Raw genomic sequence first — 26,868 nt, 5'->3', positions numbered from 1 at the left:
GGGGGGGGGGGGGGGGGGGGGGGGGGGGGGGGGTGGCTGGGGGCAAAAAAAAAAACCCCCCCCCCCCCACGACCGCCGCGGCCGCGCAACGCAAAAGGCCCCACCCGAACCGGATGGGGCCTTCACCGCGGTGGGCGATACTGGGATCGAACCAGTGACCTCTTCGGTGTGAACGAAGCGCTCTCCCCCTGAGCTAATCGCCCGCGGTACGAACTCCGGTTCACCGGGGAAGTGAACCTGGTGCGCGATACTGGGATTGAACCAGTGACCTCTTCCGTGTCAGGGAAGCGCTCTCCCGCTGAGCTAAACGCGCGTGATGAAGTTGTTCGTACTGAAGCTAGTTTAGCGGACCCGTTTCCGGGTTCGCACAGGGGTTCCCCTTGTCGATCAGCACCCGGTCGGCTCAGGGTTTCGGCAGCTTCGAGGCGACAGAGACCGCGATCTCCTTCGCCCGATCGCAGGGGCTTCCGCCCTCGCGCGCGAGCAGCCGGACGGCGACGTGTTCGGCCTCGCGGTCCGGCAGTGGACGGTGCCGCCAGGTCACGGCGCAGTTCGAGCCGCCGAACTCCCGAATGCCGCCGGTGACTCCGTTGCCGAGGTCCACCGGCGTACCTTCGGGCGCGTACGAACCCCGGTGGAACTCGACGGCCAGCGTGTCCCCGCCGCCCTCCCATTCGCAGCTCCGCAACGTCCGCGGAGTCGCCCGCGCGCCTGCCATGTTCTTGCCGAGCACCGTCGGATCGGCTGCCGTACACGGGTCGAGCGGAAGGATGCTCGCCGGATCGCCGTCACGGTCGACCTCGTGGGTGCGCAGCCGGGTGAGGGTAGCGGTGAGCATGTCGTCGGCGGCCTTGCAGGGATCGCCGTCCCGGCCCGAACGGGAGACGACGACACCGAGCCGCCGGTCCGTCGGCAGCTGCGCGACCGAATCGCAGCCGCCGCTGATCGTGCTGCGCAGCAACGGAACTCCTTCGGCGGTGCGATCGGTCCGTTCGAGGCTGCTGGCGGTCACGCCCTCGCCGAGCCGCAATTCGAAGGTGACACCTCTGAGACCGGTGTACTTGCAGCGAGCCGGGTAGTACAGGTCCGTATCCGGTTTCAGGGTGCCGAACTCCTGCACGAACCGGCCGGCGAGCACCTTGCACGGATCCACCAGGCGCAGGCGTTCCGGGCCGAGCGCGTCGGTCGCGGACAGCGAAGTCGTGCCGGGGTTATCCGGCTTGGCGTAGTCGGCGATGGTGAGGCCGAGCGCGACCATCGCCGACATCAGGAGCAGGACGACCGCGGCAAGCGCGCCGAACAGGATCTTCTTCGTCTTCGCTGCCATCTTCTTCGGCGGTGGCCGCCAGATCGGCAACGGCAGAGCCAGCACTGAGCGCACTTCGGCGTCCTGCCGCTGGATCCGGTCGTGCACCGCGGGCGGCCAGGGCGCCGCGCCGGGCGGGACCGGGCCGAGGAAGTCCAGGATCTGTTCCGGCGTCGGCCGCCGCGCCGGGTCCTTGGCCAGGCAGGGTTCGGCGAGCCGCCGGATCTCGTCCGGAATCTCACTGAAATCCGCCGCGCCGTGAACGACGTTATACAGCGTCTGGGGTGCGGTCGGACCGGTGAACGGGCCGCGTCCGGTCGCCGCCATGATCAGGATCGCGCCGAGGGAGAACACGTCGCTCGCGCCGGTGACCTGCCCGCTGCCCGCCTGTTCCGGTGACATGAAGGCGGGCGACCCGATGATCGCGCCCGTCCCGGTGAGCTCCTGCGCGTCCTGCGCCACCCGTGCGATGCCGAAGTCGATCACCCTGGGTCCGTCACTCGTCAGGATGATGTTGCTGGGCTTGAGATCCCGGTGGATCAGCCCGGCACGGTGGATTTCCGTCAACGCCGCGGCGAGCCCGGACGCCAGCAGCCGGACCGACTCGGCGGGCAACGGCCCGGCGGCGTCCACGGCCTCTTTCAACGAGGGACCGGTGACGAACACCGAGGCGAGCCATGGGGTTTCCGCTTCCGCGTCGGCGTCCATGACGGCGGCGGTGTAGGCGCCGGAGACCAGCCGCGACGTGGCGACCTCGCGCCGGAACCGTTCGCGGAAACGTGGATCGTGCGCGAACTGGGTGTGCAGTTGCTTGACCGCGACGAGCCTGCCGTCCGGGGCCAGGCCGAGCACGACGCGTCCCATACCGCCTTCGCCGATCTCGGCGATGATCCGGTACGGGCCGATCTGCCGGGGTTCCCCGGGGTTCAACGGTTTCACTGGTCGGCCCTAGGGTTTCGGAAGTTTCGGCAACAGCGCCCCGGCGAAGCCCTTCGCCTTCTCGCAGGCTTCGTCGGCGGTCATCTTGGTACCGCTGGTCCCGACGGTCAGCTCGACGTTCTCCCCGTCGCGGTCACTGACGGACCGGTGCTGCCAGGTCAGCGAGCAGCTGGACCGGGCGACGCCGTCGTCCTTCTTCGCCAGGTACACCTTGGCACCGCCGAGATCCAGGGTGGCGGTCTCCGTGTAGTACGAGTCCTTCGCTTGCACCGGCGGGTACGCCCGCACGAAGCTCATCCGGACACTGCCCGCCGCGTCGTACCGGCATTGGTGCAGATGTTCACGGATCGTTTCGACGACCGGGCCGATCAGCCGGTCCGTGGTCACGGGGCCGAGCAGCGCGCACGGGTCCAGCGGAGCCAGTGTGCCCGCCGGAAGCACGCGCTCGTGGCCGCCGGCGCGGATCCGCTTGACCGCGTCGGTGAGCGCGGCCTTCACCACCGAACACGCCTCGTCCTTTGTGGACATCGAGTTGACATCGACGCTGAGTTTGGTGTTCGGCAGGCCGCCGACCGGGACGGCGACCGCGCACGAATCGTCGGATCCCTTGATGCGCAACGGAAGCCCTTCCAGCTCACCGCCCGCCACGCCTTCGACCAGGTCGCCGCCGACCCCCAGCTCCAGCCATTTGCCCGTGGGCGAGGAGTACGTGCACGAGTCGAAATGGATGTCCATCTCCGTGCTCAGCTTGCCGAACCCTGGCACGTCCCGGCCCGCGAGCACCTTGCACAGGTCGACCCGGCGCAGGTTGTCCGGGCCGAGCGGATCCTGGTTGACCGGCGTGGCGACCGGTTCGTCCGGCTGCGGGGACGAACTCGGCGCGATGGCGGCCGGAGGCTGGTCTTCCCCGGACAGCGAGACCGCCGCGACGGTGCCGCCGGCCAGCAGCACCACGGCGGCCGCGGCCAGTCCCGCGTACAGGCCGCGCCGGGATCGCTTCGGCGGCGGCGGGTTCAGCAGCCGCCGGACCTCGGCCTGTTGTGTCTCGATGAGATGCGACACCACCGGCGGCCACGGGCTGGTCACCGGCGGGATCGGGCCGAGCCGCTCCAGCACCCAGGCCGGGGACGGCCGGTCCGCCGGATTCTTGGCTAGGCACGGCTCGACGATCTGCCGCAGCTCCGGCGCCAGATACCGCAGATCGGGCTGCACGTGCACCACGTTGTACAGAGTGTGCGGCGTGGACGTCCCGGTGAAAGGACTCGTCCCGGTGGCGGCCATCACCAGCAACGCGCCGAACGAGAACATGTCGCTCGCCGCGGTCAGCGACTTGCCTTCGGCCTGTTCGGGCGACATGAACCCGGGCGAACCGATGACAGCGCCGGTGTGCGTGAGTTCGGAGTCGCCTTCGACGGCACGGGCGATCCCGAAGTCGATCACCCGGGGCCCGTCACCGGCGAGGATGACGTTGCTCGGCTTCAGGTCCCGGTGGATCAGCCCGGCGCGGTGGATGTCGCCCAGCGCCAGCGCGAGCCCCGCGGCGAGATGCCGGACCGCCATCGGCGGCAGCGGCCCACCCGCGGAGACCGCCTCGGACAGGGCCGGTCCCGGGACGAACACCGAGGCCAGCCACGGTGTCGGCGCGTGCGGGTCGGCGTCCATGACCGGGGCGGTGTACGCGCCGGACACCAGGCGCGAGGTTTCGACCTCCCGGCGGAACCGCTCGCGGAAGCCGGGGTCGTGCGCGAAACCCGGGTGGACCTGCTTGATCGCGACCAGGCGCCCGTCGGAGGAGATCCCGAGCAGCACCCGGCCCATCCCGCCCTCACCGAGCGCGGCGAACACCCGATAGCGCCCCACGCCGGTGGGTTCGCCGGTGTTCAACGGCTTCACGACGGCCCCCTTGTCCGGGGCGATGGTACAAAACCACCCGGAAGTGTCACGCAGCGCGTCGGTCCGCGCGGCCGAAGTCCTTGAGCCGGAGGCTGTTGGACACGGCGAGCACGGACGACAGCGACATCGCGACCCCGGCGATCAGCGGGCCCAGCAGGATCGCCGCGACGTTGTAGCCGAACGCCCAGACCAGGTTCCCGCGGATGGCGCTTTCGCGTGTCGTCCGCTCAGTCACGCGTAACCGCCGGATCGGGGTGGTCGTGAGTGTTTCGGGGCGCCAGCGCGTGAAGGACCCCTTCCCGCGGCTCAGCCGAAGAAACTCGACCTTCACACCTTCCCGAGTACATGAAGGACCCCTTCCTTGCGCCTAGGTACAGGAAGGGGTCCTTCATGTACTTCACACGGGCGCAAGCGCGGGGTCTAGCGCGGGGTCAGCGTGAGGTCGAAGGTGTTGCCGTCGCCCTGGACGAGCGTGCTCACGTAGGAGGTGAACGCGCCGCAGCCGGTCAGCGGTGCCAGCGAATAGGTGCCGGTGAGCTTGCCGCCCGCCGCCATGGTGAAGCCGTCACCGGTGCGCAATTCCGCCGTCGACGGGGTCGACGTCCGGCAGCCCGGTCCGCTGCTGACCGGCATGCCGACGAGCGTGACGAGCGGGAGGACGGTGGTGAACCGGGGCCGTGCGACGAAACCGGTCCCGGCGAGATCGCCGCCCTGCGGTCCGTCGGCGACGAACTCCAGATCGGCCGAGCCCGGCAGGAAGCCGAACAGCCGGAAGTCGACGTGCGCCTTGTCGAACACGGGACCGCCGCTGAACACCGTGGCCGCGGTGGGGTTCAGGTCGAACGAGCCGGTCAGCGGCGCGGCGGCACCGAGTGCTTTGAGGCCGGTCTTCCCGGCGACCGTGTACCGATGCCCTGTGGGCTTGTCGGCGAGTTCGAATGAGAGCAGGACCGGGTCCTGGCCGGGGTCGAGCGCGCAGTCCGAGGTGAACGAACCGATCCCGGTGAACGAGCCGTCGGCCTTCTTCGGGGTGAGGCGGGTGGTGAAATCCCCGATGGTCAAAGTGGTCTTGCCCGGTTTCGCCAGCGTGATCGTGGGCACGGAACCCGTCGCCACCGTGCTGAAGGCGCCGGACGGCGGGAGGTCGGTCTTCGCGACGTTTAGCGGGAGGCGTACCGGGAGCGGGTTCGCGTCACCGTTGACCAGCGTCACGCCCGCCGCGGCGGTGCCCTCGATGGTGGCGGCGCCGACGAGGTTCAGCCCGCGCGCGGCCTTGTCCGGCACGGTCACGGTGATGGTCAGCCCGGAGGTGGTGAGCGTGCCGCCGGGCGCCGTCGGGACCTCGAAGTCGGCCTTGATGTTCACATCGAGCTTCTGCAGCCCGATCAGCGGGAACGGGCAGGTGAACGACAGTTTCTTGTCGACGGGGGTGCCCGCCGCGGCGCTCCGGACGGCGACGAACAGCAGGCTGCCGACGGTGAGCAGGACGATGAGGCCTGCCGCGAGGAGCATCCGGACGTTGATGCGAAGGGGCATGGTCGCCTTCCTGGACGGCACGGACACGGCACCGGTCCCCGTCACGGAACGCGACGGGGACCGGCTGCCTGACTTACTTCTTGGTGAGGTTCAGATCGAGCGTGTTGCCGTCGCTCTTGGCGAACATGCTGATCATGTCGTTGAACGAACCGCAGTTCTGCAGGGCCGACAGCGAGTAGGTACCGGTGAGCTTCCCGCCCTTGAGCAGGTCGAAGTCCGGACCGGTGGTCATCTCGCTGGTGGACGGGCTGACCGTGCCGCACTTCGGGTCGCTGCTGAGAGGGATCCCGAAGATCTGCACGCTCGGCAGGAACACGTTGAACTTGATGTTCGCCTTGAACCCGGTGCCGACGAGCTCACCGGACTGCTTGCCGACCTGCTCGACCTTGACCTCAGAACGTCCGTCGACGAACCCGAACAGCTTGAACTGGGTCGACGTCGGCTCGAGCTTCAGGTCACCGGTGAACGTCTTCGACGCGAGGTTCACGTCCGCGTCGAAGCCACCGTTGATGGCCGCCGTGCTGCCGAGCGACTTCAGCGCGGTCTGTCCCTTGATGTTGAACGCATACTTGATCCCGCCGCCACCGGGCGTGGTGGTGGTCGGGGTCGTCGGCGTGGTCGGCGTCGTGGGGGTGGTGGGGGTGGTGGGCGTGGTCGGGGTGGTGGGCGTGGTCGTGCCGCCACCGCCGTCACCGATCTTGATCGTGGCCAGCGTGTTGTTCTGGCCCGGATCCTGCGTGCACGGCGCGTCGATCGTGCCGTCCGGCGTGATGCCGGTGACCGAACCGTCGGCCTTGCGCGGGGTGACCTTCAACCGCAGGTCGCCCACGGTGATCTTCGCTTCGCCGGGCTGGTTGAAGGTCAGCGAAGGCGTCTTGCCCGCCGCGTTGACCGTCATCTCGCCCGAGGTGGGGATGTTCTGCTTGGCGATGTCGTTCGGAACGTTGACCGGGAGGTTGAGCCCCGGTGCCGCCACGGTCGCCGCCGCGATGGCCTGTCCTTCGAGCGTGGTCGCACCGATCAGGTTGAGCCCGCTGACCGTGTCCGCGTTGATCGTGGAGACGGCCTTGATGTCGAACGTGCCGGTCGGCTGACCGGTCTTGACCGACAGCGGGAGATCGGTGTTGATCACCACCTTCAGCGACTGTGACCCCACGAGCGGCAGGTCGCAGTGGTAGTTGAGGGGCAGCGAGATCGGATCGGCGACACTGGACTGTGCCCCGACCACGAGTACCGCGGTGGCAAGCCCTACGGCGCCGGCAGCGGCGGCGGCGACCGCCTTCTTGGTTCCTCTACGGTGACTCACAATCGTCCTTCCGTGGTATCAACGATGATACGAAACGGCGTACAATTCCCCAGAGCAATTAATATCGGCCCGAGAGAATTCTCCGGGTAGCGACGATGTCTGACGGATCGCAACCAAACAGTAAACTAACGACGCGGGAGTACTGCTATCAAGTGGTTCCCGGGAAAAGTTGACGCGTCGCCGGTAAATTGTCACGCTGACACGGTACCTCCGGCCGGTTCCTAGTAACAGCACATGGGTTTTCCCAGCACAGAGCCGCATCACGCCGTCCGAGGAACCGCTGACGAGAGTGACAATCGCGCGGCGGGAAACTATCTCGCGCGTGCCAATCATCCTTTCTCGGCCGCCGTCCGCCTTGCCTGCCGGAATCTTTCGTGAGTAACCTCGCTTTTCAGCAAGCCGGTCACCGCCGACCACCGCGGAATCCCGCTCCTCGTGCCACGGCCGGCCCTCTTTCGCCGAATTCGACGGGGAAATCATGAAAAGAATGCGCCGCACGGCAGCGCGAATCGCGTTCGCCACCGTCTCCGTGACCGCCGCGGCGGTCCTGCTGAGCGCCTGCGGGTCCGACGAGCCCGCCGGCACCGGCAGGCACGCCGACCCCGCCGCCCTCGCCTGGGTGGACAAGGTGTGCTCCGGAGTCGCGACGGGCTCGGCGAAGCTGACCCAACCGCCCGCGTTCGACCCCAACAACCCTCAGGGTGCGAAGACCGCCATGGTGGGCTTCCTGAACTCGCTCACCGTGGCGCTCGACGACATGGCGGGCGGGATCCGCAACGCCGGGGTGCCACCGGTCCCGGACGGACAGTCCGCTGTGGACAAGGCCACCACCACGCTCGACGAGACCAAGTCGAAGGTGTCCGCCACCCTGGCGAAGATGCAGGACGCGAAGGTCACCGACCAGGCGAGCCTGCAGAAGGTGGTCGCCGACGCCGACGGCACGATGAGCGGATTGAGCGAGCCCGAAGGCCCGATCAAGCACCTCCGCGCCAACCCGGAACTGGATCTCGCGTTCGCCGAGTCCACGACCTGCCGTCAGGTCTACGGCGGCAACGCCTGAGTGAGGCCACTCTCCCGCACTCTCAACCAGCCCACCCGCCCTGGAGGCCCGGCCGTGCCGACCCCGTTCCCCCGCCCGTCCCGCCGGATGCTCGCCGCCGTGCTGGCGATCGTCCTGTCCGCCGGTCTCCTGACCGTGCTGAGCGGGAGCCCGGCGAGCTCCGCCGTCGAGGCGGCGTCCGACGACTCGTTCTACACCCCGCCGTCCCCGCTGCCGGCGGGCAAGCCGGGTGACATCATCCGCTCGCGGATCTCGAAAGCCGGTCCGCGTAAGGATTCGGTCAACGCGTGGCAGGTCATGTACCTGTCGACGGACGCTCTCGGGCGGCCGGACGCGGTGACCGGGACCGTGCTGGTGCCGAAGAACGTCGATCCGGCGAAGGCGCCGATCGTCTCGTTCGCCGCCGGTACACACGGTCCGGCGTTCGACTGCACGCCGTCGAAGATGATCGACATCGGAGCGTTCTACGAGCAGTCGGGTCTCGACGACGCACTCGACGCCGGGTACGCCGTCGCGCTCACCGACTACGAGGGTTATCGCCAGGATCCGAAGACGACGTATGTGGTCGGGCGTTCGGAGGGTCCGGCGGTGATCGACGCGGTCCGGGCCGCGCAACGCCTGCCGGAGGCGAAATTGTCCACCGACGCCAAGGTGCTCTTCCGCGGGTACTCGCAGGGCGGCGGGGCGGCGGCCTGGGCAGGTGAACTGCAACCGGCCTACGCGCCGGAGATGAACCTCGTCGGCGTCGCCGCCGGTGGCGTGCCCGCCGACCTCGTGCAGGTCACCCTGCAGCTCGACGGGAAGTTCGGCTTCGGTGTCTTCGCCTACGCCCTGATCGGCCTGGACAACGCCTATCCCGAGCTGAAGCTGGACTCGTTCCTCAGTGACAACGGTCGCGTGAAGCTGGCGGAGATGCAGAAGAGCGCTTGCACGTTCGAACTGCTCACCACCTACGCGAACCAGAAGATCGCCGACTACACGACCAGTGCCGGCTACGTGCGGCCGGAATGGGTGAAGCGGCTCAACGAGAACAAGCTCGGCGGCACGCCTCCCCGGGTCCCGGTGCTCCTCTACCACGCCACCAAGGACGAGCTCGTGCAGTTCGCCCAGGCCGACGCGTTGCGCAAGACCTACTGCACCGCCGGCGTCAAGATGACCTGGAAGACCTTCGACACCGACCACATCACGGCGGTCTACACCGGCAACGCCGACGTGCTCGCCTTCCTCAAGGACCGGGTCGCGGGCGCCCCGGCGACGTCGAACTGCTGAGCCTGCGGTGCTCAGAACCGCGCCTTCGTCCTTTGTGGACGGCGTGGCGACCGGCGGTGCGCGGACCGGGAAGCGGCGTGAGCTGCTCCGGTTCGCCACCGTCGGCCTCGCCGCGTTCGGTCTCACGCTCGGTGTCAACTACGGGCTGAAACTCACCGTCCTGCAAGAAAAACCGGTCACGGCGCTGGCCATCGCCACCGTCATGGCGACGGCCTTCGCTTACCTGCTTTCCCGGCGCTGGTCGTTCCACACCCGGGGCGGCAGGCGCCGGTTTCCCGAGGTCGCGTTGTTCTTCGCGGTCAACGCCATCGCCGTGACGGTCAACCTGTGCCCTCCGCTGATCTCGCGCTACGTACTGCGGCTCGAGGTCCCCGAAGTCAGCTTCCTCGTACAAGAGATCGCCGACTTCGTCAGCGGGATGTTGCTCGGCACCGCGGCGGGTTCGGCGTTCCGCTGGTATGGCTACCGTCGCTGGGTGTTCCCCGTCGCCGACGCCCGTCAGGCTTCGGCGGGGCGCAGCCGTTCGGCGCGCAGCGCCAGCTCGATCCGCAGCCGCTGATCCGGATCTTCCAGCCGTTCGCCGAACAAGTCCGTGAGCCGCCGCAGCCGTGCCCGCACCGTCTGCGGGTGCACGGCGAGCTGCCGGGCGATCTCCGGCGCGCTCCCCCGCGTCTGCACCTGCGTGAGCAGGGTCGCCGACAGCTCGTCGTGCTGGCGCGGCGCCAGCCCCGACAACGGCTCCAGCACCTCGACCGCCAATCTGTCGAGCAGGAACTCGTCGGCGAGCAGCAGCAGTGTGGTGAGGTGCTCCTCGCACCACAGCACCGGCCCGACCGCGGTGATCATCCCCCGCTGGGCCAGTTCGGACGCGCGGCGCGCGATCCGGAACGACTCGGCGGCCTGCGGCGTCGGGACGGACACCCCGACCGTCGCCGACCAGCCGGAAGGAAGTTCCCGCAGGCCGCCGAGGTCGGCTTCGGGACAGGCGACGAGCGCCCCGGGCGCGTCGGACATGAGATCCGCGGGAATCGCCGAGGGCAACAGACCGGAGGGGAACGCGGGCGCGCCGGGCGCCGCGGTGAACACGACCGCGGTGATCCGGTCCGGGATCCGCCAGCCGATGGCGACGGCGAGCGCGCCGGCGTCGGCCTGGGCGTACCCGGCGCCACCGGTCAGCAGCCGGAACAACCGCGCCCGCTGCTCCGCCGGACCCGTCGCCTCGGCTCGGGCGGCGTTGTACCCGTCGGTCAGCGCCATCGTCACTTCGACGACATCGCCGAAAAGGCACTCCGCCGCGCCGTAGAGAACGTCGCCCGGCAGCTGGAGCCGTCGGCCTGCCGCGGCGATCGAACGCCACAGCACCCGGCTCGAGACCCTGAACGCCGCCTGCGCGGCCTCCCGGCTGAGTCCTTGATGGAAGGCGATCCGGCCCTGCGCGCGGAAATCCGCCAGCAGGTCGTTCTGCAGCAGTTCGGGAACACCGATCCGGTCTATGGCGCGTTCGATACCGCGCCTGGTCAGCTCGACGGCCGCGGCGCGGGCCTCGCTGTCACTGAACACTTCGGCGCATTCAGCTATCTCGGACACCACGCCTTCGACGCAGTGCCGGGCGATCGCCGGGATCCCCGGGCGGACGGCGTCACCGAGTTCCCTCGGCAGGCGTGCCCACAACGCACCGACGGGCTGCCAGCTCACGTGTGCGATCCCCCGCTGTGAAGTAGGTGAAGTAGGCCGACGATTCCGGGCACCAATTCCCTTTCGTCCGCGCGCCACCGGCGCACTCGAATGCACGGAGCGTAGAACCGTCGCCACATCCGTGTCAAAAGCCGCCGCATCGGCGACTTTTCGTTGCCAATTCAACGTCACATTCGCGGTACACGCCGTCGGCCGGTCCAGTAGAAACACTGCGGCACCCGTTCCCGTCGATCCGACGCGGTTGTGCAAAGGGATTCATGTTTCCCGTCCCCCGGTTCGAGGAAAATCAAAGGTGGTCTCGGTGGTCCAGTACCGCGGTTTCGACATGCTGGCGACGTTGCCGCGTTCGCTCGGCGAAGAACTGCGTCCGTATACCGGGCACGCCGCGGCGGCCATGGTCAAACAGGTGCAGCGGTCCGTCGCCGCGTATTCGCAGCCGCTGCGCGGCGTCTTCGGCCGCGTGCTGGTCGTCTCGTGCGATCGGGCGGTACGGCATTACGTCGACTGCATCGGCGATCCGGACGTCCTCCACGACCGCTGGATCGATTTCTACCGCATGCGCGGGCGGATCGAGTTCACCGAGGGCCGGAGCCTGGAACCCTTGCACGACAGCGCGACGGTCGGCGCACGAGCGGCTTGGCGGGCGATGCGGCCCATCGTGCGAGGGCTCGGTGTCGGTCTCGATGTGATCGCGCTCGCGGCCGAGTCCGTCTTCGTCTACGTAGACGAACTGTGCGCCACGACGATCGAGGGCTACCAGGAGGCGGAGGCCCAGGCGGCGGGCGCGATCCCGCTCCGGCGCCGCCGTCTGCTCGAACTGATCGCACAGGCGCCGGAGGGGTCCGCGTGCAGCATCGCCAGCCTGGCCGACGGCGCCGGCTGGCGGGTTCCGGGGACGGCCGCCATGGTCGCGCTCCAGCGCGCTCCGGGCGCGCCCGCGTTCCCGGTCCACCTGCTGGACGACACCGTGCTGGCCGACATCGACACCGCCGAGCCGTACCTGCTCACCGCGGACCCCGACACCGACCTCGCTCCACTGAAGGACGCGCTGGACGGCTGGCGCGCGGCGGTGTCCCCCGTCGTTCCGCTCTCCGATGCCCCGGCCGCCCTCCGCACCGCGCGCCGCGCCCTGCTGCTGAACAGCGAAGACGCGCCCGGCCCGGTCATCTGGTGCCGGGATCACCTCGCCACGCTGTGGTTGCTCGCCGAGGACTTCCTCGGCGCCGAACTGGCCAAACAGAGCCTCGACCCGTTCACCGCGCTGAGCGAGAAACAGCAGGAGCGGCTCAGCGAAACCCTGCTGGCCTGGCTGGAAGCCCGCGGCGGGGCACCGGAGATCGCGCAACGGCTCGGCGTGCACCCGCAGACCGTGCGGAACCGTCTCCGGCAACTGGAGGAACTGTTCGGCGACCGGCTCAGGGACGCCGACGACCGGCTGAACATGCAACTGGCGCTGCGCGCGCAGCGGCTTATGCGCGCCCACCGCCACGACGAAGGGACGCCAGGGAACTGACGCGCCGGACCCGCCGTTCCGGTGGCGGCACGGTGGGGAGCACCCAGCGGAGGCCGCGGCGGGCGCGCTTCGCCCTCGGCTGATCGACGTGGAAGTCCGCCCGGCAGGCCATCGCTTTTCTCCCCGTGGTGACGGGTGTTCACCGACGCTTTCCTGAATACCGGGACAGTGGGAGAATGTCGATGCGCTATTGGCCTGCCGTCTCGGTTTTGGCATCCACCTCGGGGTCCGCCCCGGCATTCTTGTCACCCCGGTCGCAAATGCCGGACGTGTCCCGCGACACGCTGACGGACCGGGCGTTCTTCACGTTATTTTGACGCCTGACAACGGAAAGGCGGGACATGGCTCTCGAAGCGCGCACACTGACTCTGCACGGGCGGGAAGTCCGGCTGCGGGAATACCTTCCGTCCACACAGGACGTCGCGGGCGAAGCGCTCGTGCTGCTGCACGGGATCTCGGGTAGCGGTGAGACCTGGGTGCCGTTGCTCGACCATTTCGAGCGGACGGGGTTCGGGCGCCGTGTCCTCGTCCCCGACCTCCCCGGCCACGGTGATTCGGCCGCCCCTCGCGCCGATTACGGCCTCGGCGCGATGGCCAGTGTGGTCCGTGACGTCCTCGCCCTCACCCGGAACCGGCACGCGACCATCGTCGGGCATTCCCTCGGCGGCGGGATCGCGATGCAGTTCGCCTACCAGTTCCCGGAGATGTGCGCCCGGCTGGTGCTCGTGGGCAGCGCCGGACTCGGCCCGCAGGTGACCCCGGTGCTGCGCGCGACGGCGCTGCCGGGGGCCAACGCGACCCTCACCCTCGCGGTCAACCCGGTCACCGTCGCGATCGCGCGCGGGCTCGCCGCGGCCTGCCGCTCGCTCGGCGGGAAGCTCTCCCCCGAGACCCGCGAGCTGACACGTCACCTTGCGTCACTGGCCGACCCGGGCAGGCGGCGGGCGTTCCTGTTCATCGCGCGCAGCCTGATCGACCTCCGCGGTCAGCGCGCGAGCGCGATCGACAAGCTCTACCTCGCCCGCGAAGTGCCCACGCTCGTCGTCTGGGGCGCGCACGACCCGCTCATTCCGGCCGCTCACGGCCGCATGACGGCCGAATTGCTGCCGGACAGCCGCTTGACGGTGTTCGAAAATGCGAAACACTTTCCACATGTGGCCGACCCGGCCCGGTTCGGCGGCGAGCTCGAACGCTTCCTCGCCGAGACCGCGCCCGCCCGGTTGACCCTGGACGAGGTCGTCGAGGTGCTCATCCGCGCCAGCGAGGCGGCGGAGGAGCTCGAAAACGCCCCGGAAAAGTTGTCATCCGGACGCCATCTCAGGCCCGCCTAAATGTCACTCACCGCCGGAATGGACCACCCGTTCGGGTGTAGTCCATCCAGGTGGCCGATCAAGGTCCCGCCAGCCGTTGACAGTCCTCTCGGCCGGATTTTATGTTGCGTGGGCCACAAAATCTGGATCGGCTTCACCGTTGAAGAGGCTGATTTTGTTGCCAGCAAGGATAAAAAACATGACCGACTTGGATACCGGGTTCTCGCGGCACGATCTGCGGACCGCACGGCCAGACCCCGACGTGCGTCACCCCGCCACCCCGCACCGCCAGCCACCGGGTCCGGTCCAGCGACCGCGCGCCTTCACGCCGGCACCGAGAACCCCAGTGGAGAACCGACCTGTGCGCAGCACCGGTGCGAATGGACTGTGGGCGTCACTGCCCAGAGACCTGGGCGAGCGGTTCCGGCCGCGGGCCGACCCCTTGGCACGAGCCATCCTTCAGGAGGTGCAACGAGCCGTCCCCGAGTACGCGCAGCCACTGGAAGGCGCGTTCGGACAGATCATCACGCAGGGTATCCGACAGGCGATCCTGCACTGCCTCGATACCATCGGTCAGGGGACGACGGCGCTCGACAAGTGGTCGGCGGTGTTCCGCAACCTCGGCAAGGTCGAGTTCAACGAAGGTCGCAGCCTCGATTGCCTTCAGACGGCCTACCGCGTCGGCGGTCGCGTCGCCTGGCGGCACGTTTCGGAATTCGGGCAGGGGATCGGAGCGGACGCCGATCTCCTGTGCACCGCGGCCGAAGCGATTTTCGCCTACGTGGACGAGATTTCCGCACTGTCGATCGAGGGCTACACGGCCGCGCAGGAACGGGCCGCGGGCACCAGGGCGAGACGCAGGCGAAGGCTGCTCGAACTGATGCTCTCCGATCCGCCGTCCTCACCGCAGTCGATCGCGTCCCACGCCGCCAACGCCCAGTGGGCGCTGCCCACCGAGATCACGGTCGTCGCGCTGGAGCGAGGGCCCGGCCCCCAGGACCCCGACAGCGCCGACCTGGACGCCGACGTCCTCGTCGACTTCGAAGGTCCCAAGCCCTGTCTGGTCACCGGCGACCCCGAAAAGCATCTGAAGGACCTCGCCGAACGGCTCCCCGGCTGGCGAGCGGTGATCGGCCCTGCCGTGCGGCTCACCGAAGCGCCGCGCTCCCTGATGTGGGCCCGCCGCACGCTGCGGCTGGTCCAGCGTGGGATCCTGCCGGACAACCAGGTCACGCGGTACAGCGATCACCTGTCCACCCTGTGGCTGCTCGCCGACGAGTTCCTGGTCCGTGAGCTGTGCACGCGCAGTCTCGCCCCGTTCGACGACCTCACCCCCAAACAGCGGACGCGGCTCGGGGAGACGTTGCTGATCTGGCTCCAGTCCCGGGGCAGCGCTCCGGAGATCGCGAAGAAACTCAAGGTCCACCCACAGACCGTCCGGTATCGCATGCACCAGCTCATCGATCTCTTCGGCGACCGGTTGAACAACGCCGACGACCGGCTCGACATGGAGATCGCCCTGCGCGCGGAGGCTTTGCTCGCGGAGGACTGACAGATCAGCGTTTCCCACTCACAACGAGGTGACGAGGTGACCCGACCGCAGGATGCCCGCAGCGGGGTCGAGGCGACGTACGGTCCGCTCCTCACGCCCGCTCGGCCGGGCGGGCCGAGCGGGCGCCCCGTCCAGCTCTGGGCGCTGCTGCCGAGAGAGCTGGCGACCGTGTTCCGGCCGGTGCTTGCCGACGTGGCCGGGGAGGTGGTCCGCGAGATCCAGCGGACCATCCCCGACTACGCGCGACCACTGGACGGGGCTTTCGGGAAGGCGCTCAAGACCGGCGTCCAGATGGCGTTCCTGCAGTTCGTGGAACGGATCGGGAACCCGGAAGCGCCGTCGGAAGACCGCCGGAGCGTGTTCTTGAGCCTGGGTGTCCAGGAGTTCCAGCAGGGCCGCAACGTCGACGTCCTCCAGGCGGCGTATCGCGTCGGCGCCAGGGTGACCTGGCGCCGCGTCGCCGAGGCGGGCCGCCGCGCGGGGGTGCCTTCCGCGACGCTGTGCCTGCTCGCGGAAGCCATCTTCGCCTACATCGACGAGCTGTCGGCTCTGTCGGTCGAGGGCCACGCGGAGGCGCGAGAGAAGGCCGCCGGCGCACTCGAGCGACGGCGGCACCGGCTGATGGAACTCCTGCTCGCCGAACCGCCGTCGCCACCCGACGTCATCAACCACGCCGCCGACCTCGCCCGGTGGCAACTCCCCGACCTGCTCGTCGCCGTCGCGCTCGACCAGTCGCCGGACGAGACTCCGGCGATCGCGTCGACCGCGCTGGCCGACTTCGAGAGCACCTCTCCCTGCCTCCTGCTTCCCGCTCCAGAACCGGATGACCGGGAGCGATTCGCCGAAGCGCTAACGGGACGGCGCGCCGCGATCGGCCCCGCCGTCCCACCCACCTTCGCGGCGCGTTCCTTGCGAGCCGCGCGAGAAGCCCTGCGGCTCGTCGACTCCGGCGCGCTCGCCGACGAACCCGTTACGTGGTGCGTCGACCATCTTTCGCGCCTGTGGCTGCTCAAGGAACCGTTCCTGGCCGCGGAGCTGGTCCGGGAACGGCTCGGGCCGCTGACCGGGTTGACCGGCAAGCAGCATTCGCGGCTGGCGGGGACGCTACTGGCGTGGCTGGAGACCTGCGGGAACGTCCGCGAAGTGGCGGAACGGCTCGCGGTGCACCCGCAGACGGTGCGGTCCCGCGCTCAGGAGCTCGAGGCGCTGTTCGCGGACGGGCTGCGGGACCCTGAGCGGCGATTCGAGATGATCCTGGCCCTGCGGGCGGCCCCTTCGTGAGGCTCCGCGCGCTGCGGGGCCGGTTCCTGGAGGGTGGTGGGTCGCGTGGGTCGTGAATGGCGATTCGGGTTAGAACCCGAATCGCCACTCACGACCCACTTGAGGCCCCCTTGCCACAGCCCTGACCGCGAAAGTCCGTGAAGGCCTCCTTGAGGGACCCAGAGTCCCTCAAGGAGGCCTTCACGGACCGGGCGACCGCTGATGTCAGGCGGCGGCCAGAGCGGTCACCCGCCACTTCCCCTCGGAACGCTCGGCGGTGACGCTCAGCTGAGCCGAACCCGTACTGCGCTGTCCGTCCCCGCGCACACCGGTCTGGTCAAGGAACACCAGCAACGACGCCCGGTCCCCGTCGAGGACCTTGACCCCCGAGACCACCGGAGTCGAGGTCACGACCAGTTTCTGCTCCGCCGCCAGTCCCCTGACCTGCGCGAACAGCTGGTCGTACTGCCCAAGCGCGGGTCCGGTGAGGACCTCTTTCGCGGCTTGTTCACTCGTGGCGGGGTCGTCGTAGCGGTAGGAGAACACGATGCCGAGCGCCTTGCCGATCTGGTCGCTGACCGCCGCGGTGGTGGCGACGTCGGTCAGCGCGGTGTTGTGCGCCAGTACCGCCGTGGTGTCCCGCGCCTCGATGGCGAACCACCCCGCGAGGCCCCCCATCACCAGCGCGACCGCGCCGAACACCAGCGGGAGACGGCGACGTCGCACGGGCTCGACAACCTCGTCGGCAGGCTCGGCGGCCGAATCGACGGAGTCGGTCTCCAGGACCTCCTCGGCGGGCTCGATCTCGGATTCCTCGAGACGAGCTTCGAGAACCCGGGTGCTCCCGCCCATTTTCCCGGCCACCTTCACGGTGCGCCGTGCCGGTTTGACGGCTCGTTTCGTGGTCATTCCGTCCTCCGTCAGGGCTTTCCGGTGTCGGTCACCGGCACCTGGCCGAGCGACGTGACGCGCCACCCGTCCGGCGTGCGGTTCAGGCCGGCGCGGAACCGGTTGTGCTTGGTGACGGCTTCCCCGCCCTCGGGCCGGACTTCGAGTTCGACCGAGGCGATCACCTCGGCGGTGCCGCCGCCACTGTCCACTTCGGTCACCGCCGCGTCGACGACCCGGCCGGTGGTGACGGTCTTCGCCTGGCCGATCCGGCCGAGCCCGCCTTCCCGGTCTCGCGCCAGCTCTTCGTGCAACGCACCGCCGGAGAGGTTCAGCCAGTTCTGGTAGCCCTGCTCCGCCTGCCGGTAGTCCAAAGTGGTCAGTGCGGTGACCGCCTGCCTGCCCACCTGCAACGCCTCCTCGCGGACCGTGGCCCGCGCGACGCCGTCATCCCGGCTCGCGTCCCACCAGGAGTAGCCGAACCAGGCCGCCAGCGCGGTGGCGACGGCTGCGAGGAGCGCGGCGATTCGAGTCATGGCCTTCACCTTCCCGGCACGTTCTGCGAACCGCGCACGTTCGTCGGGTTGCCCTTGGGCAGGGCACAGCGCGCCGCGGTGTTCAACGGGCGCGGTGACGTGTCGAGTCCGTCGCGGTAGCCGGTTCCGTAACCGGTGACGCACGGCGGCGGATCGAAGAACGTCAGCGAGAGGCCGACGTGCGCGCCGTCCGGCCCCATGATCGCGTGCCCCGCGGCGACCGCTTTCGGTGCGGTGACCAGCAGTTGCTCGAGGCCGTCCTGTCGCGTTTCCAGGACGTCCGCGGTGGTCAGCAGGTTCGCCAGCAGGATGCCGAGGCTCGGTCCGGTCTCCCGCAGGAGGGCGCTGACCTCGTTCGCGGCCGCCGGGACGGCCGGGATCAGCCGGCGCAGGTCGCCATCGGAGCTCTTCAGCGTCGCGGCGAGCAGTTTCGCGTTGGCACCGAACGAGCGGATCGCGTCCGCCTGCGACATCTGCGTGTCGAGCACGGTTTGCGCGTCGGTCACCAATTTGGTCAGCGGCCCCACGTGCGCGCTGGCTTCCCGCACGAACTCGATCCCGCGCCCGACGAGCTGGTCCAGCGCGGGGCCCGCGTCGGACGTGGCGTTGTACAGCTCGTCGACCACGGTCCGCAGGGCCGGTTTCGGCACCGAGTTGGCGAAAGAGTCCACACTGGACAGCACGACGTCCACCGGGAGCGGGATCTTCGTATCCGCCTCGCTGATCACCGAACCGTCCCGCAGCATGGCGCCGTCGCCACGCCGCGGTCTCAGATCGACGTACTGCTCGCCGACGGCGGACCGGTTGGCGACGACGGCTTCGGTGTCCGCGGGCACTTCCGGGGCGCCCGGCTCGATTTCGAGATCCACCTCCATCCCGGAGGCGGTCAGCCGCAGTTCGCCGACCCGGCCGATCGGCACGCCCCGATAGGTGACCTCGGCGTTGCCGAAGATGCCGCCGCCGGTGGCGAGCCGCACCTTGACGGTGTACCCGCGGTCGAGCACGAATTTGTCCAGCCCCGCGTACGTCGCGCCCACATACGCGACACCGACGACCGCGATGACCACGAAGACCACCAGCTGCGCGCGGACGAATCTGGTCAGCATCAGCGGCCACCACTGTTCTTGAAGGTCAGGAACGTGTTCAGGTAGTCACCGCGGATGGCTTCGAGCGCGGCGTCGGGGAACGGGAAGGTGAAGATCATCTCCATCGCCTTCGGTAGCTTGTCCCCCGAGTCGGCCAGCTTCCGCAGCAGCGGTTCGAGTGCCTTAAGGTCCGCGACGAGGTCGTCCTTGCTGCGGTTCACCGTGTCGACCGCGACCGAAGTGAGCCCGTCCAGCGACTTCAGCATCCCGACCAGCGCCTGGCGCTGCTGGTTCAGCACCTCGATCCCGGGGGTGAGCCCGTTCAAGGTCGCCTTGATCTCCTCGGTGTTCGCGTTCAGTGTCACCGCGAGTTTGTTGACACTTTCGATGGCGCGGGTGATCTCGGCCTTGTGTTCGTCGAGCCCGCGCACGAAGGTGTCCAAATTGGCCAAGAGGCTACGAGCCGCGCTTTCCTTGCCACCGAGCGCGTCGTTGAGTTCGCGGGTGATGTTCTGCACCTGCGCGACGCCTCCACCATTGAGCAGCAGGGAAAGCGCGCCGAAGACCTCCTCGATCTCCGGGGTCAGCGACGAACGCGCCAGCGGGATCACCGCGCCGTCGGCCAGCCGCCCGCTCGGGGTCCCGTCGTCCGGCGGCGCGAGCTCGACGAACTTCTCGCCGAGGATGCTCGCCTGCCGAAGCCGCGCGACGGCGTTGGCCGGCAGGTTCACGTCCCCGTTGAGCAGCAGCCCGACCACCGCGCTGCGGCCGTCCGGCGCCAGTTCGACGGTCCGCACCTGGCCGACCGGGACGTCGTTGACCTTGACCCCGGACTGCGGCACCAGATCCAGCACATTGCTGAAACTGGCCGTGACGTGGATCGGCCGCTCGCCCAGTGCGGCGCCGCCCGGAAGCGGGATGTCGTAGACGTCGACGCCGCCGCCGCAACCGGTGGCGGCCAGCACGAGGATCAGGACCGCGGCGAGCCGGGTTTTCATTTCGCCCCCGAGAATTCGGTGATGTTCCCTCGGCCGTCCAGTGTTCCCGCGCCTTGGTTGTACGCGCCGAGGACGTTCGCCAGCGCGTTCGGCGCCGCGTCGAGCGCCTCGCTCAGCGAGGCCTTCTGCTGACTGAGCACCTTGGTGACTTCGGCGAGTTTGTCCACATCGGACTTCACCTTTCCCCGGTTGTCCTTGATGAAGCCCTGCACCACGCCGAGCGCCTCGGTGAGTTCGGTCATCGCGCCGGAGAACTGGTCCCGCTGATCGGCCAGGATCTCGCTGATCGAGGCGATCTGCTGGATCGCCTGTTTCACCTGGCCGTCGTTCGAAGCGAGCATCGCGGTGAACTTGCTGATGTTGTCGACGGAGTTGAACAAGTCGTCCTTCGAATCGCTCGCCGTACGGGCGAATTCGCCGAGGTTCTTGATCGCTTCGCCGAGTTTGCCGCCGTTGCCGTCGAGGTAGGCCGCGGCCTTGGTCAGGACGTCGCTGACCGCGCCGTCCTTGTTGGCGCCCTTCGGCCCCAGCGCGGTCATCAGCTGGTTGAGGCTGCCCAGGAGTTCGTCGACCTCGACCGGGGTCACGGTGCGCTCAGGCGGGATCCGGGCGTCGCCGCCCAGTTCCGGCCCGTCCACGTACACCGGGGTGAGCTGCACGTACCGATCGGCGACCAGGCTCGGCGTGATCACGACGGCGCCGACGTCGGCGGGCAGTTTGACGTCCGGCCGGACCGTCATGGTCACCTCGACGTTCGTGCCCCGCGGCTCGACCTTGGTCACCGAACCGATCGGGACCCCGAGCACGCGCACCTCGGTGTTCGGGTACACCCCGACGGTCGCGGTGAAGAACCCGGTCACGACGCGGTCGGCCTGCCGGGTCAAGAGCGGCCAAGCCGCCGTGACGAGCAGTCCGGCGACGACGGCGAGCGCGAGCCGCCGCACCCAGGACCGTCGCCGGGCCTGTCCGCCGAGATCGGCCAACGTGAAGTGGCGCCCCATCAGCGTCCCCCGTTCCTTGACGGCATGCAGCTGCCCGGCGTGCCACCGGTCGGGACGAGCCCGCAGATGTAGGTGTCGATCCAGCGGCCGTTGCCGACCGCGTTGCCGAGCAATCGGTAGAAGGGGCCGGCCAGCCGCAGGCTTTCGCTGAGTTTGTCCTGGTTGCGCTGCAGCACGGTGGCCACGCGATCGAGCTGGTCCAGCGCGGGGCCGAGCGTTTTCCGGTTGTCCGCCACCAGCCCTTTGAGCTGCACCGACAGGTTCTTCACGCCGCTGAACAGTTTCGCGATGGCGTCCTTGCGCGCGTTCAGCTCCGTGAGCAGCGTGTTGCCGTCGCGGATCAGCGCCTCGATCTGCTGCGACCGCTCGCCGAGGGTCTGCGACACCTTGTTCGTGTTCTGGAACAGCTTCACCAGCTCCTCGTCGCGCGACGCGAGTGTCTTGGACAACGCGGTGATGCCGTCGAAGGCCGTCCGGACCTCCTGAGGCGTGGACGCGCCGAGCGTTTCCGACATCGTCCCGAACGCCTTCGCCAGCTGATCGGTGTCGATCGCGCCGACCGTGTTCGCGAGGTCGTTGAACACCGTGGTGACGTCGTAGGGCGAACTGGTGCGCTGCACCGGGATCGGCTCGTCCGGATCGAGATCCCCGTTGCCGACCGGGTCGAGGACCAGGTTCTTCTGGCCCAGCAACGTCTTGATCTTGATCGCGGCGGTGGTGCGGTTGCCGATCCAGGTGTCCTTGACCCGGAACAGGACCTTGACGCGTCCGCCGTCCAGCAGGACGTCGGACACCTCGCCGACCTTCACCCCGGCGACCCGGACCTCGTCGTTGCGTTTGAGCCCGGCGGCTTCGGTGAACTCGGCCGCGTACGTGGTGCCCCCGCCGATCAGCGGGAGGTCGTCGGAGAAGAAGACGGCCGAGCCCGCCGCGGCCATCAGCACCGCCGTGACGGTGCCGACGACGATCGGGTTGCGGCTGCGGAAGGGTTTGATCCTCGGCGCTTTCACCGGCACCGTCCCTGGGTCGACGGGATACCGACCGGCGGGCCGCCCGGCGCGGGTGGCGCGTCCGATTTGACCGAACACAGGTAGAAGTTGAACCACGAGCCGTACGAGACCATCGCGCCGATCCGGTCCAGTTTCTTCGGCAGATTAGCCAGGAACTGCTCGAACACCGGGGTGTTGTCGGCGAGGTTCTTCGACAGGTCCCCGAGGGTGTCGATGCTGGCTTTCAACGGCGCGCGGCCGTCCTGGAGCAGGTCCGCGGTGGCGGTGGTGAGCTCGCCGAGCCCGCCGATCGCCTGCCCGATGGGTTTCGCGTCACCGGCGAGCCCCGAGACCAGCTGCGCGGTGACGTCGACGAGTTTGTCGAACTGATCGCCTTGCGAGTTCAGCGTGTCGAGCACCGTGTTGAGGTTCCCGACCACCTGGCCGATCACCTCGTCCTTGCCCGCCAAGGTGCTCGTGAGCGACGCGGTGTGTTCGAGCAGGCTGTCGACGGTGCTCCCCTCGCCCTGCAGTACCTGGACGATCTCGAACGACAGCTGGTTGACGTCGTTCGGCGACAGCGCCTGGAACAGCGGTTTGAACCCGTTGAACAACGCGGTGAGATCCAGTGCCGGACGCGTCCGCTCCGGTGGGATCAACGCGCCCTCGTCCAGTGCCGCCGGTCCGTCCGGGCCGGGATCGATCGAGAGATACCGCTGGCCGACCAGGTTGCGGTACCTGATGGTGACCGTGGCTCCCGACGTGAGCCGTCGCTTGTTCTCGATCGAGAATCGCACGTCCGCCAGCCGCCGCTCGACCACCCCGACCGAATCCACCTGGCCGATACGGACACCGGACATGCGGACCTCGTCGCCGGGGTTGACCGACGTGGCGTCGGTGAACCTGGCGGTGTAGCCGACCGTCGTGCCGACCCCGGAGTTGGCGATGGTGATGGCCAGGATCCCGGTCGCCACCACGGTGATCACGAAGAAGACCAGGCCTTTGATCGCCGGCCCCGCGATACCCCTCATCGGACGGTCACCTCCGTACCACGCAAGGCCGGGCCCACGAGCACGCTGCTCCAGTCCGGGACCTCGGCCGGCTTCATCCCGAGCGACGGCGCCAGCATCTCGGCGACCAGCCCCCGCTCCCCCTTCGAATTGGCCGGGCCGAGGTCCCCATCGGCGGCGAACGCCACCGCCGCCGAAGTCCCGCCGCCGCCGTAGCACCGCGGGCCGCCCTTCTGGTCGAACCGCGGATCGTCCCGGCCGGGCACATACTTGTCACGCGGGTCTTGGACGGACAGCGTCACGTGCAGCCCAGGCTCGCCGGTGCCCTTGCCCAAGGCCTTCTCCATCACCGGCTTGAGCCGGTTCACCGCGTCGAACAGGCAGGGGAACTGGGGCGAATAGCGGGAAAGCAGTTCCAGGGTGGGCCTGCTCTTCACGCTGACGCCGATGATGTTGTCCTTGTTCTGCACCAGGAACTTGTTCATGTCGCCGCTCGCGGTGGTGACACTGGCGTACAGCTTGTCGAGGTCCGCGCGAGTGTCCACAATGGTCTTCGCCGTCGTCGAGAGATCCGACAGGGCCTTGAGGATGTCCGGCGCCGCCCCCGTGTACAGGTCCGCCACGTCGGCGAGGCCACTGATGTCGGCCTTGAACTGCGGCATCAGCGGGTTCACCTGGCCGAGGAGGTCGTTGAGCTGGACGATGCTGTCCCCCAGGGATTTCCCACGATTGTCCAGCGCGAGCGAGATCGCGCCGAGTGAACTGTTCAGCTTCTGCGGCTGCACCGCTCGCAGCAGCGGCAGCAGATCGCCCAGGACGCGTTCCAGCTCGATCGCGTTGGACGACCGGTCCTGCCCGATGACGTCGCCGTCCCGCAGCGAGCCCCCTTCCGGCCGCTCCGGAAGCACGAGATTGACGTAACGCTCACCGAAGACCGTCTTCGGCAGCAGCCGGGCCGAGACGTTGCGCGGCAGCTGCTCGATCTTCGCCGGGTCGATGGCGAGGTCGATCTCCGCGCCGTCCGCACTGCCCCGGACCGCCCTGACCTCGCCGAACGGAACCCCTCGGACCTTGACCTCGGCGGGCGGGGCGAGCTGGTTGCCGACCCGGTCGGTCTTGAGGGTGACCAGTTCCGCGCGGTCGAAGTCCTTGTTGAAGATCGCGACGGACAGCCAGCCGAGCAGCACCAGGATGACGAGGAAGATCACCCCCGCCGCCTGCGTCCGTGTCCGCGCGCTCATCCGGAGACCTTCACCGTCGTGGTGGCGCCCCAGATCGCCAGGCTGAGGAACAGGTCGAGCACGCTGATCAGCACGATCGACGTCCGCACCGCGCGGCCGACCGCGACCCCGACGCCCGCCGGGCCGCCCGCGGCACGATAACCGTAGAAGCAGTGCGTGAGGATGACGCCGACGGCGAACACCAGCACCTTGACGAAAGACCACAGCACGTCTTCAGGCGGCAAGAACAAGGAGAAGTAGTGGTCGTAGGTACCGCCGGACTGTCCGAAGAAGACGACCGTGGTCACCCGCGAACCGAGGTACGAGATCAGCAGGCCGATCACGTAGAGCGGGATGATCGCGATGAACCCGGCCACGATCCGGGTGGTGACCAGGTACGGCATGCTGCGCACGGCCATCACTTCGAGCGCGTCGATCTCTTCGGAGATCCGCATGGCGCCCAGCTGCGCGGTGAAACCGGCGCCGACCGTCGCGGACAACGCGAGCCCCGCCGAGAGCGGCGCGATCTCGCGCGTGTTGAAGTACGCGGTGAGGAAGCCGGTCATCGCGGAGATGTTGATCTGGTTCAGTGCGCTGAAACCCTGCAGTCCCACCGTGATCCCGGTGAACACGCACAGACCGACCATCACGCCGACGGTGCCGCCGATCACCGCCAGCGCCCCGCTGCCGAAGGTCACCTCGGCGAGCAGACGCACCACTTCGCGGAAGTAGCGGGTGACGGCCATCGGGATCGCCGCGAGCGCGCGGATGTAGAACAGCAGCTGGTCGCCCAGCTCGAAGAGACTGTTGCCGGGGCGTTTGAACGCTTCCTTGGCCCGTTCGGGGACGCTGGTCACGGGATCAGGTTCCCTTCGCCGGGACGAGCTGCAGGTACAGCGCGGTCAGGATGGTGTTGACGAAGAACAGGAGCAGGAACGTGATCACCACCGACTGGTTGACGACGTCACCGACGCCTTTGGGGCCGCCCCTGGGGTTCAGCCCCCGGTAGGCCGCGACGACGCCGGCGAGGAACCCGAAGATGAACGCCTTGATCGAGCTGACCACGAGGTCGGGCAGCTGCGCCAGCGCGTTGAAGCTCGCGAGGTACGCGCCCGGGGTGCCGCCCTGCACGATGACGTTGAAGAAGTACCCGCCGAGCACGCCGACGACGCTGACCAAACCGTTCAGCAGCACCGAAACGCCGATGGCCGCCTGCACACGGGGCACGATCAGCCGGTGGATCGGCGAGACCCCGAGCACCTCCATCGCGTCGATCTCCTCGCGGATGGAGCGGGCGCCCAGATCCGCGCAGATCGCCGAACCACCCGCGCCCGCGATGATCAGCGTGGTCACGATCGGGCTGGCCTGCTGCACCACGGCGAGGACACTCGCGGCGCCGTTGAACTGCTGCGCGCCGATCTGACTCGTGAGCGAACCGAGTTGCAGCGAGATCACCGCGCCGAACGGGATCGACACGAGGATCGCCGGCGTGATCGACACACTCGCGATGAACCAGAACTGCTGGATGAACTCGCGAACCTGCACCGGGCGGCGGAACATCGCAAGGACGACGTCGATCCCCATGGCGCACATGCGGCCGAATTCGCGCAGCCCCGCGGCGGCCTTCTCCGGCGCGCGGGCGAGAAAGGTGACGGGATTGGACATCGTCAGGCTCCGCATCCGTTGGGGGGCGGGCCCGAGCCGACGCACCGCAGCATGAGGTGGGTGACCAGGGTGTTGCCGGGGCCGGAAACCAGGCCGGTGAGCAACGGGCTGAGGTCTTCGCGCATGCCGCACCCGATGAACCCGGGCGTCGCGAAGGAGCTGGTGACCTTCACCGGCGAGGCGGGGAACGCGAGAGGCACCAGGGCTTTGATGTTCACCACCGCCGGCTGCGCGGTCCGGCAGTTCGGCCCGACGTCGAGGACCTTGCCGTCCACTTTGACGTTCGAGAGTTTGATGAACACCTTGTTCGTGACGTCGGTGTCCGCGCAGATGTTGGTGCCGACCGCTTTGCAATCGCCGTTGGCGCCGGTCTTCACGAGGACGGTCCCGGTGGCGTCGCCGTCCGGGATGAGTTCGACGTCGCCGGTGGCCGGCATGAAACGGAACGACACGAAATAGCTCGACGTCGGCGGGATGGCGAGCTTGCCGGTGATCGGCACCCTGCCGGTGAAACCGAGGATCGAGCCGTCGAACGCGCCTTGCGGGAACGTGATGTCCGAGCCGAGTTTCGCGACGCGGCTCGTGGTCGGCTGCTTTTCGTCGCCGACGTAGAAGCCGAACTTCAACCCGGCTTGGGCGGCGGCGGGCGGCTTCTCGGGTTCGACCTGCTGGATCCGCGCGGGTTCGGCGGAGGCGGAAGCCAAGGAAAGCGCCCCCAGCCCCAGCACCACCGGGAGCAGGAAGGCGCGCGGAACGCGCCCGGTCATCACTGACATTCGGGCTTCCTCACTTCGACTTTCTCCGGCCGAACAGCCAACTCGTGCAGCACGCTACTGG

At 68.6% G+C, this 26,868-nt stretch carries 24 protein-coding genes and 2 tRNA genes; 7 read left to right on the top strand and 19 right to left on the bottom strand.

Features of this window, described 5'->3' with window-relative positions; all coding sequences use genetic code 11:
* Nucleotides 1-131: 131 nt before the first annotated feature.
* The 7 genes from ACZ6DT_RS19380 to ACZ6DT_RS19350 form a co-directional block, all read right to left on the bottom strand.
* Nucleotides 132-203: transfer RNA gene (locus tag ACZ6DT_RS19380), tRNA-Val, on the bottom strand.
* Nucleotides 204-238: 35 nt separating this feature from the next.
* Nucleotides 239-313: transfer RNA gene (locus ACZ6DT_RS19375), tRNA-Val, on the bottom strand.
* A gap of 90 nt (nt 314-403) precedes the next feature.
* Nucleotides 404-2,245 (bottom strand): serine/threonine-protein kinase, encoded by a 1,842-nt coding sequence (locus ACZ6DT_RS19370; protein ID WP_465596707.1) that lies wholly within the window; start codon nt 2,243-2,245, stop codon nt 404-406.
* A 9-nt stretch (nt 2,246-2,254) separates the two neighbouring features.
* Nucleotides 2,255-4,138, bottom strand: coding sequence for a serine/threonine-protein kinase (locus tag ACZ6DT_RS19365; RefSeq protein WP_465596704.1), 1,884 nt, complete (start codon nt 4,136-4,138; stop codon nt 2,255-2,257).
* Between the two features lie 46 nt (nt 4,139-4,184).
* Nucleotides 4,185-4,373 (bottom strand): hypothetical protein, encoded by a 189-nt coding sequence (locus tag ACZ6DT_RS19360; protein WP_465596701.1) that lies wholly within the window; start codon nt 4,371-4,373, stop codon nt 4,185-4,187.
* A gap of 185 nt (nt 4,374-4,558) precedes the next feature.
* On the bottom strand, nt 4,559-5,674 hold the full coding sequence (locus tag ACZ6DT_RS19355; RefSeq protein WP_465596698.1) for a DUF6801 domain-containing protein: 1,116 nt from the start codon (nt 5,672-5,674) through the stop codon (nt 4,559-4,561).
* A 73-nt stretch (nt 5,675-5,747) separates the two neighbouring features.
* Nucleotides 5,748-6,980, bottom strand: a complete 1,233-nt coding sequence (locus tag ACZ6DT_RS19350; RefSeq protein ID WP_465596695.1) for a DUF6801 domain-containing protein — start codon at nt 6,978-6,980, stop codon at nt 5,748-5,750.
* Between the two features lie 487 nt (nt 6,981-7,467).
* Here ACZ6DT_RS19350 and ACZ6DT_RS19345 point away from each other — a divergent pair, with 487 nt between their 5' ends.
* From ACZ6DT_RS19345 to ACZ6DT_RS19335, 3 genes are read left to right on the top strand one after another with little or no spacing between them, the layout of a single operon-like run.
* On the top strand, nt 7,468-8,040 hold the full coding sequence (locus ACZ6DT_RS19345; protein ID WP_465596692.1) for a hypothetical protein: 573 nt from the start codon (nt 7,468-7,470) through the stop codon (nt 8,038-8,040).
* Between the two features lie 54 nt (nt 8,041-8,094).
* Nucleotides 8,095-9,309, top strand: a complete 1,215-nt coding sequence (locus ACZ6DT_RS19340) for a lipase family protein (RefSeq protein ID WP_465596689.1) — start codon at nt 8,095-8,097, stop codon at nt 9,307-9,309.
* Nucleotides 9,310-9,316: 7 nt separating this feature from the next.
* Nucleotides 9,317-9,868 (top strand): GtrA family protein, encoded by a 552-nt coding sequence (locus tag ACZ6DT_RS19335; protein ID WP_465596686.1) that lies wholly within the window; start codon nt 9,317-9,319, stop codon nt 9,866-9,868.
* Here ACZ6DT_RS19335 and ACZ6DT_RS19330 read toward each other — a convergent pair.
* Complete coding sequence (locus ACZ6DT_RS19330) at nt 9,808-11,004, bottom strand: PucR-like N-terminal domain-containing protein (RefSeq protein WP_465596684.1); 1,197 nt, start codon at nt 11,002-11,004, stop codon at nt 9,808-9,810. The genes ACZ6DT_RS19335 and ACZ6DT_RS19330 overlap by 61 nt on opposite strands.
* A 292-nt stretch (nt 11,005-11,296) precedes the next feature.
* Here ACZ6DT_RS19330 and ACZ6DT_RS19325 point away from each other — a divergent pair, with 292 nt between their 5' ends.
* The 4 genes from ACZ6DT_RS19325 to ACZ6DT_RS19310 all read left to right on the top strand — a co-directional run bounded on the left by ACZ6DT_RS19325 (nt 11,297) and on the right by ACZ6DT_RS19310 (nt 16,660).
* Nucleotides 11,297-12,517 carry a PucR family transcriptional regulator gene (locus ACZ6DT_RS19325; RefSeq protein ID WP_465596681.1) on the top strand — a complete coding sequence of 407 codons (1,221 nt, stop codon included), beginning with the start codon at nt 11,297-11,299 and terminating at the stop codon, nt 12,515-12,517.
* A gap of 341 nt (nt 12,518-12,858) precedes the next feature.
* Complete coding sequence (locus ACZ6DT_RS19320; protein ID WP_465596678.1) at nt 12,859-13,848, top strand: alpha/beta fold hydrolase; 990 nt, start codon at nt 12,859-12,861, stop codon at nt 13,846-13,848.
* 340 nt (nt 13,849-14,188) lie between these two features.
* Nucleotides 14,189-15,379 (top strand): PucR-like N-terminal domain-containing protein, encoded by a 1,191-nt coding sequence (locus ACZ6DT_RS19315; RefSeq protein WP_465596675.1) that lies wholly within the window; start codon nt 14,189-14,191, stop codon nt 15,377-15,379.
* A 36-nt stretch (nt 15,380-15,415) separates the two neighbouring features.
* Nucleotides 15,416-16,660 carry a PucR family transcriptional regulator gene (locus ACZ6DT_RS19310; RefSeq protein WP_465596673.1) on the top strand — a complete coding sequence of 415 codons (1,245 nt, stop codon included), beginning with the start codon at nt 15,416-15,418 and terminating at the stop codon, nt 16,658-16,660.
* A 204-nt stretch (nt 16,661-16,864) separates the two neighbouring features.
* On the opposite strand, the gene ACZ6DT_RS19305 is transcribed toward ACZ6DT_RS19310, so the two are convergent.
* From ACZ6DT_RS19305 to ACZ6DT_RS19255, 11 genes are read right to left on the bottom strand one after another with little or no spacing between them, the layout of a single operon-like run.
* Nucleotides 16,865-17,548, bottom strand: coding sequence for a hypothetical protein (locus ACZ6DT_RS19305; RefSeq protein ID WP_465596670.1), 684 nt, complete (start codon nt 17,546-17,548; stop codon nt 16,865-16,867).
* A gap of 11 nt (nt 17,549-17,559) precedes the next feature.
* Nucleotides 17,560-18,063: a hypothetical protein gene (locus ACZ6DT_RS19300; RefSeq protein ID WP_465596667.1), complete on the bottom strand. Its 504-nt coding sequence runs from the start codon at nt 18,061-18,063 to the stop codon at nt 17,560-17,562.
* A 5-nt stretch (nt 18,064-18,068) separates the two neighbouring features.
* Nucleotides 18,069-19,169 (bottom strand): MCE family protein, encoded by a 1,101-nt coding sequence (locus ACZ6DT_RS19295; protein WP_465596664.1) that lies wholly within the window; start codon nt 19,167-19,169, stop codon nt 18,069-18,071.
* Nucleotides 19,169-20,146: an MCE family protein gene (locus tag ACZ6DT_RS19290; protein ID WP_465596661.1), complete on the bottom strand. Its 978-nt coding sequence runs from the start codon at nt 20,144-20,146 to the stop codon at nt 19,169-19,171. Before ACZ6DT_RS19290 ends, ACZ6DT_RS19295 begins: the two co-directional genes overlap by 1 nt.
* Nucleotides 20,143-21,147 (bottom strand): MCE family protein, encoded by a 1,005-nt coding sequence (locus tag ACZ6DT_RS19285; RefSeq protein WP_465596658.1) that lies wholly within the window; start codon nt 21,145-21,147, stop codon nt 20,143-20,145. Before ACZ6DT_RS19285 ends, ACZ6DT_RS19290 begins: the two co-directional genes overlap by 4 nt.
* Nucleotides 21,147-22,157, bottom strand: coding sequence for an MCE family protein (locus ACZ6DT_RS19280; protein WP_465596655.1), 1,011 nt, complete (start codon nt 22,155-22,157; stop codon nt 21,147-21,149). The genes ACZ6DT_RS19285 and ACZ6DT_RS19280 overlap by 1 nt, the downstream gene beginning before the upstream one ends.
* Nucleotides 22,154-23,167 (bottom strand): MCE family protein, encoded by a 1,014-nt coding sequence (locus ACZ6DT_RS19275; protein ID WP_465596652.1) that lies wholly within the window; start codon nt 23,165-23,167, stop codon nt 22,154-22,156. Before ACZ6DT_RS19275 ends, ACZ6DT_RS19280 begins: the two co-directional genes overlap by 4 nt.
* Entirely contained in the window at nt 23,164-24,387 is a 1,224-nt protein-coding gene (locus ACZ6DT_RS19270) for an MCE family protein (RefSeq protein ID WP_465596648.1), read from the bottom strand. The genes ACZ6DT_RS19275 and ACZ6DT_RS19270 overlap by 4 nt, the downstream gene beginning before the upstream one ends.
* On the bottom strand, nt 24,384-25,223 hold the full coding sequence (locus ACZ6DT_RS19265; RefSeq protein ID WP_465596645.1) for an MlaE family ABC transporter permease: 840 nt from the start codon (nt 25,221-25,223) through the stop codon (nt 24,384-24,386). The genes ACZ6DT_RS19270 and ACZ6DT_RS19265 overlap by 4 nt, the downstream gene beginning before the upstream one ends.
* A 4-nt stretch (nt 25,224-25,227) precedes the next feature.
* Nucleotides 25,228-26,031: an MlaE family ABC transporter permease gene (locus ACZ6DT_RS19260; RefSeq protein ID WP_465596642.1), complete on the bottom strand. Its 804-nt coding sequence runs from the start codon at nt 26,029-26,031 to the stop codon at nt 25,228-25,230.
* A 2-nt stretch (nt 26,032-26,033) separates the two neighbouring features.
* Entirely contained in the window at nt 26,034-26,807 is a 774-nt protein-coding gene (locus ACZ6DT_RS19255; RefSeq protein WP_465596639.1) for a hypothetical protein, read from the bottom strand.
* Nucleotides 26,808-26,868: the final 61 nt, after the last annotated feature.

This window comes from Amycolatopsis sp. NPDC041971, from assembly GCF_055588925.1.
Note: the sequence above shows the minus strand (reverse complement) of the source record. Positions and strands in the feature narration are given on the sequence as shown.